Origin of the sequence: Haemophilus sputorum HK 2154, from assembly GCF_000287615.1 — a bacterium.
Lineage (GTDB): Bacteria > Pseudomonadota > Gammaproteobacteria > Enterobacterales > Pasteurellaceae > Haemophilus_A > Haemophilus_A sputorum.
The window spans coordinates 42535-48534 of record NZ_ALJP01000006.1; the positions used below are offsets into that span (position 1 = coordinate 42535).

Below are 6000 nucleotides of genomic sequence, written 5' to 3' on the forward strand. Positions count from 1 at the left end.
TATAGAAAAAATACCATGGCGGATGTGAAAACGATTGTAAAAAATTTGCAAAATTCTCTAAAAAAACGACCGCTTATTCGCTATACTTGAACCCATTCAATATCTTCAGCATAAACAAAAGAGGACACTATGCTCAAAATTTATAATACGTTAAAACGTGAGAAAGAAGAATTTAAGCCGATTAACCCGAATCAAGTTGGTATGTATGTCTGTGGGGTAACGGTTTACGATCTTTGTCATTTTGGGCATGGGCGAACTTTTGTTTCTTTTGATGTGATTGTGCGTTATTTACGTTATTTAGGTTACAACCTGCGTTATGTACGTAATATTACGGATGTGGACGATAAAATCATTAAACGTGCGCTCGAAAACAACGAAACTTGTGATGCGCTTGTTGAAAGAATGATTGCAGAAATGCATAAAGATTTTGATGATCTCAACATTCTGCGCCCAGATGTTGAGCCACGTGCCACTCAACATATCCCAGAAATCATTGCAATGGTCGAAAAGCTGATTGCTAAAGGGCATGCTTATGTGGCAGCTGATGGCGATGTGATGTTTGATGTGGAATCGTTCTCGCAATATGGCGCGCTTTCTCGCCAAAACCTAGCGCAGTTACAGGCAGGCGCGCGTGTTGAAATTAAATCGGTGAAGAAAAATCCGATGGATTTCGTATTATGGAAAATGTCTAAAGAGAATGAGCCAAGTTGGGAAAGCCCGTGGGGCAATGGTCGTCCGGGTTGGCATATCGAATGTTCCGCGATGAATAGCCAAGAATTGGGCGAACATTTTGATATTCATGGTGGCGGTTCAGATTTAATGTTCCCGCATCATGAAAATGAAATTGCACAATCTTGCTGTGCGCATGGTGGCGAATATGTCAATTACTGGCTTCATACAGGCATGTTGACGATTGATAAAGAAAAAATGTCTAAATCGCTAGGCAATTTCTTCAGCATTCGCCATATGCTTGGCTTATATGATGCAGAAAGTTTGCGTTATTTCTTCCTCACCGCGCATTATCGTAGTTTGTTAGATTATAGCGTGGATAATTTAGATTTAGCCCGTTCAGCGCTAGAGCGTTTATATACCGCATTGCGAGGTTGTGATTTAACTGTTGCACCAGCAGGCGGAGAGCAGTATATCAGCGCATTTGAAACTGCAATGAATGATGATTTTAATACCCCAGGCGCATTAGCCGTGCTATTTGAAATCGCACGCGAAGTGAATAAATTAAAAGCGGAAGACCCAGCGCAAGCTAATGGCTTGGCGGTTCGTTTAAAAGCATTAGCGGGCGTATTAGGCTTGTTAGAGCAAGACCCAGAGAGTTTCTTAAAAGGCGAATCTAATGCAGATGAAGCAGCGGAAATAGAAGCACTGATTGCAAAACGTAACGAAGCCAAAGCAGCTAAAAACTGGGCTGTAGCAGATGAAGTGCGCGATAAACTCAAAGCAATGAATATTGTGTTAGAAGATACGCCAAACGGAACCACTTGGCGTAAAGCGTAACCTCAATTGAAAGGGCGTGTTTTGAATTACACGCCCTTTTTTATGCGTGAATCCTTTTCTCTTTTTCTAACCGAATCGCTTTAATACGCCGTTTATTTAATTCTTCACGAATCGCTTGTTTTTCAAAGCCATCGGCAATCACCGCTTGCACATCAACTTGTAACGCTGCTTGCCAGTAGCGTTTAGCCAATGCTGCTTGTGGATATTCCCGTTGCTCAAAACCTAATCGCCCACGGGCATCTGCCTCGCAAGCGAATAAGAAATCTTGAAAGCGAGCAGGGCGACGCCAAACGTCCAACGCATTAAATAACTTCAACACTGTTTCAGGGCGAAGTTCTGAGATTTTATGGCAGTGCGTGTGATATTCAGTCACTAACAGCGCTAAACTTTTTTCATCATCAGAGACTTTCAATCGATTCGATAATGCTCTTACAGGTGCAATGCCTTTTTGTTCATGCCCGTAGTGATGGGGCAGTATTTCTGCTGGCGTTAAGCCTTTGCCTAAATCGTGGCAAAGTGCAGCAAAAAGTAAAGCGGTCGGATTTTCTGCCTGTTTTGCAAATTGTTTTGCTTGGGTGAGCACCATTAAAGTATGTACACCGCTATCAATTTCTGGATGATGTTTTTCCGGCTGCGGTTTGCCAAAAAGGGCATCCAATTCAGGGAATAATACGGCTAGCGCGCCAATTTCACGCAGCAGTGAAAAATAGATGGCTGGCGAATCTGTTTCAAAAGCTTTTTGCGTTTCTAGCCAAACCCGTTCAGGGGTAAGGTGAGCAAGCTCTCCGCAAGCGGTCATATTTTGCATCAGTTTTACCGTTTCTTCTGCCACGCGAAACCCCATTGAATGAAAACGTGCCGCAAAGCGCGCAACACGCAACACTCGCAACGGATCTTCGGCAAACGCGGGGGAAACATGGCGCAGCACTTTATTGGTTAAATCGGCTTGCCCATTAAAGGGGTCGATAATTTCTCCACTGGTTAAATCTTGCGCCATTGCGTTGATAGTTAAATCGCGGCGAATTAAATCTTGCTCAATCGTTACTGTCGGTGAAAAATCGCAAATAAAGCCATGATAACCTGCACCATTTTTGCGCTCTTGGCGGGCAAGGGCATATTCTTCTTGTGTTTTAGGGTGCAGAAAAACAGGAAATGCTGCACCTACTTGTTGAAAGCCTTCTGCCAGTAACATTTCAGGGGTTGCGCCTACCACCAAAAAATCCCGATCTTTAACGGGTAGATTTAATAATTGGTCGCGCACCGCACCACCAACAAGATAGGTTTTCATATATTATTCTCTTTTATTGATTGATATAAAAAGGGCGCATTCAATGCGCCCTATCATCTTATTCCACGCTGACGGATTCAATCACCACATCTTCTTTTGGCACATCTTGATGGAAACCTTTGTTCCCAGTGGCAACGCCTTTGATTTTATCCACGATGTCCATACCTTCAACCACTTCGCCAAACACCGCATAGCCCCATTCCTGCACAACAGTTTTGCCAAACATCTCTTTTGAGCGGTAATCTAAAAAGCCATTGTCCGCCACGTTAATAAAAAATTGTGAGCTGGCAGAGTGTGGGTCTGAAGTGCGTGCCATTGCGATGGTGCCACGCTTGTTGCTTAAACCATTGCTCGCTTCATTTTGAATGGGCGCTTTGGTATTTTTTTCAATTAAACCAGCAGTCATGCCACCGCCTTGAATCATAAAGCCATCAATTACACGGTGGAAAATGGTGCCGTTATAAAAACCTTCTTTACAGTAGTCTTCAAAGTTTTTTGCTGTAATGGGTGCTTTTTCAAAATTTAACGCAATTTTAATGTCGCCATAATTGGTGTGTAGGGTAATCATAAAAGTCCTCTTTAGTTTGATGATTTTAGCAAGATTTTAACATAGAAAACGTTTGTCTATAAATGCTCAACATATAAAGCGGTTAAATTTTGCAAAATGGTTGCAAAATTTAACCGCTTGTTTACTTTTTTAAACCAATGTCAAGCAGTAAGATTATGTAAATCACGTTTGAAAATAAGGCTTGTCGCTATATCATAGCAAGGCTAAATTACGAGGATAGTAATTTGCTTGAAGGCTGCATCAAGAGGATGCAGTTATTGTGTATAAATTATTTAAGGAACACAAATTCAATGAACAAAGTCTTTAAAGTTATTTGGAACCACGCAACCCAAACGTGGACGGCGGTTTCCGAATTAGGTCATGCAAAAGGCAAGACTAAATCACAAAAAATTGCAAAATTAACAGCTGTAGCTGGTGCAGTAATAAGCTCGGTGGCGATTTCACAGGGCGCACAGGCAGCGACTAATTTAAATGAACTTGCAAATCTTGGTATTGAACTTAGAAATAGTAAACTCGTTATTACTCCAAATGCTCGTCCGGGCAACTCTGCAACCGATAATTCTATTGTTGTAGGTTATCAAAACACAGCGAGTGGCACTGGCGATGGTAAAACGATTTACGGTGCGAACAATACTGTGTCAAGTGATGCGGGTGTTGCTGTAGGTAATAATAACATCGTAACTGGTGGTGCATCTGTTGCTATGGGTACAAGTACTCAAGCGACAGGTGAAGCAACTGTTGCAATCGGTAACTTAGCAAATGCAACAATGATTCGTACAGTGGCGATTGGTAACAATGCTAATGCAACAAATGTGAATGCGACAGCAATTGGTGACAGAGCTCAAGCTGCTGGCCAAGATACTGTTGCTATTGCAAGTCGTACTCAAGCAACTAGCCATTTAGCGATTGCAATTGGTAAACAAGCTGCATCTAATTCAGGTTTAAAACCAGGTGTAGATAGAGAGAACAATACTGATAAAGAGTCTTCTACCATTGCTATTGGTGCATTTGCTGAGGTAGCTCCTGAAGCGCAAAGTGTATATGCTGGTTCTCAGGGAAGTAATAGTGTGGCAGGTACTGCGCTAGCGGCTGTTGCATTGGGTGAAAAAGCTCGTTCTACACGTGATGGTGCAGTAGCTGTGGGCTCAAAAGCACATGCATATGGCGATAACTCTATCGCAATCGGTTCTTTTGCTAGACCAAACACTGGTGCAACTAATGTAAACTCAATTGCAATTGGTTCTTCATCTAAATCTGATGGTTTTTCATCAGTAGCAATTGGTGGTGGTTCTCAAGCAACTCATGACCACGCAATTGCAGTAGGTCGTACAGCTAAAGCAACTAAAGAAGATGCAACAGCAATCGGTTACAATGCGGCGGCATCTAAAAATAATGCAACAGCAATTGGTCGTGAAGCAGTGGCTTCGGCTAATAATTCAACAGCAATTGGCTTACAATCTAATGCAAGTCGTGAAAACAGCGTAGCGTTAGGTAACGGTTCTAATACTGATAATAAATATGAGCCTACAGATACTGCAACAGTTGGTCGCTATACTTATTCTGGCTTCGCAGGTAACAATAGTACATTAGGTGAAGGCGCTGTAGTTTCTGTGGGTTCTGCAGGTAAAGAGCGTCAAATTCACCATGTTGCGGCAGGTCGTATTTCTTCAACTTCAACAGATGCGATCAATGGTTCGCAATTATATATGGTGGCAGAAGCGATTTCTAACCATCATTGGAAGGTTAGCGGTAATGGTGCGCCAAAATCGAGCGTTTATAACGGTGATGTTGTTAATTTCATAAATGGTAAGGCTACAACAGCTGAGGTAACGTATACCCCAGAGAAGAAAGATAGTACTGGTAACGTGACTCCAGCTGTCACATGTGTTACATACCATTCAAATATTGAATCTGGCGATGACAATATTACTGTTACCTACGATCAAATAAATAACAAATATATCATTACAGCAAAAGATGGCGCTAAAGGTAAAGATGGTGTTGATGGTAAGAGCGTTACTGCAACTGTAACCAATAACAATAATGGTACTCATACACTTACTGTTAATAATAGCGACGGCACCACAACTACAACCATTATTAGAGATGGTGCTAAAGGTGAAGATGGTGTAGCAGGTGCTAAAGGTGACACTGGTGCTAAAGGTGACACTGGTGCTAAAGGTGACACTGGTGCTAAAGGTGATACTGGTGCTAAAGGTGATACTGGTGCTAAAGGTGATACTGGTGCTAAAGGTGATACTGGTGCTAAAGGTGATACTGGTGCTAAAGGTGACACTGGTGCTAAAGGCGACACTGGTGCTAAAGGTGATGCTGGTGCGAAAGGTGATACTGGTGCAAACGGTAAGAATGCAGAAGCTAAAGTTGTAGATAACAACAACGGCACACACACAGTAACTATCGTAGACGGCAACGGTCAAACCACTTCAACTATCGTGAAAGATGGTGCAACAGGTGCTAAAGGTGACACTGGTGCAAACGGTAAGAATGCAGAAGCTAAAGTTGTAGATAACAACAACGGTACGCACACAGTGACTATCGTAGATGGCAACGGTCAAACCACTTCAACTATCGTGAAAGATGGTGCGACAGGTGCTAAAGGTGACACTGGTGCAGC

Annotated in this window: 4 protein-coding genes; 2 read left to right on the forward strand and 2 right to left on the reverse strand. The window is 42.4% G+C overall.

Annotated elements, in window-relative coordinates:
- Positions 1–129: 129 nt before the first annotated feature.
- A complete protein-coding gene (gene cysS / locus HMPREF1128_RS01755; RefSeq protein ID WP_007523626.1) occupies positions 130–1509 on the forward strand; it encodes a cysteine--tRNA ligase in 1380 nt (459 codons plus the stop codon).
- A gap of 40 nt (positions 1510–1549) precedes the next feature.
- Here cysS and HMPREF1128_RS01760 read toward each other — a convergent pair whose 3' ends face one another.
- Together HMPREF1128_RS01760 and HMPREF1128_RS01765 are read right to left on the reverse strand one after the other, a co-directional pair.
- Positions 1550–2797 carry a multifunctional CCA addition/repair protein gene (locus HMPREF1128_RS01760; protein ID WP_007523579.1) on the reverse strand — a complete coding sequence of 416 codons (1248 nt, stop codon included), beginning with the start codon at positions 2795–2797 and terminating at the stop codon, positions 1550–1552.
- A gap of 58 nt (positions 2798–2855) precedes the next feature.
- A complete protein-coding gene (locus tag HMPREF1128_RS01765) occupies positions 2856–3365 on the reverse strand; it encodes a peptidylprolyl isomerase (RefSeq protein WP_007523597.1) in 510 nt (169 codons plus the stop codon).
- 290 nt (positions 3366–3655) lie between these two features.
- Here HMPREF1128_RS01765 and HMPREF1128_RS10135 point away from each other — a divergent pair.
- A partial coding sequence (locus HMPREF1128_RS10135; protein WP_007523604.1) for a collagen-flanked surface repeat-containing protein occupies positions 3656–6000 on the forward strand: 2345 nt, incomplete at its 3' end.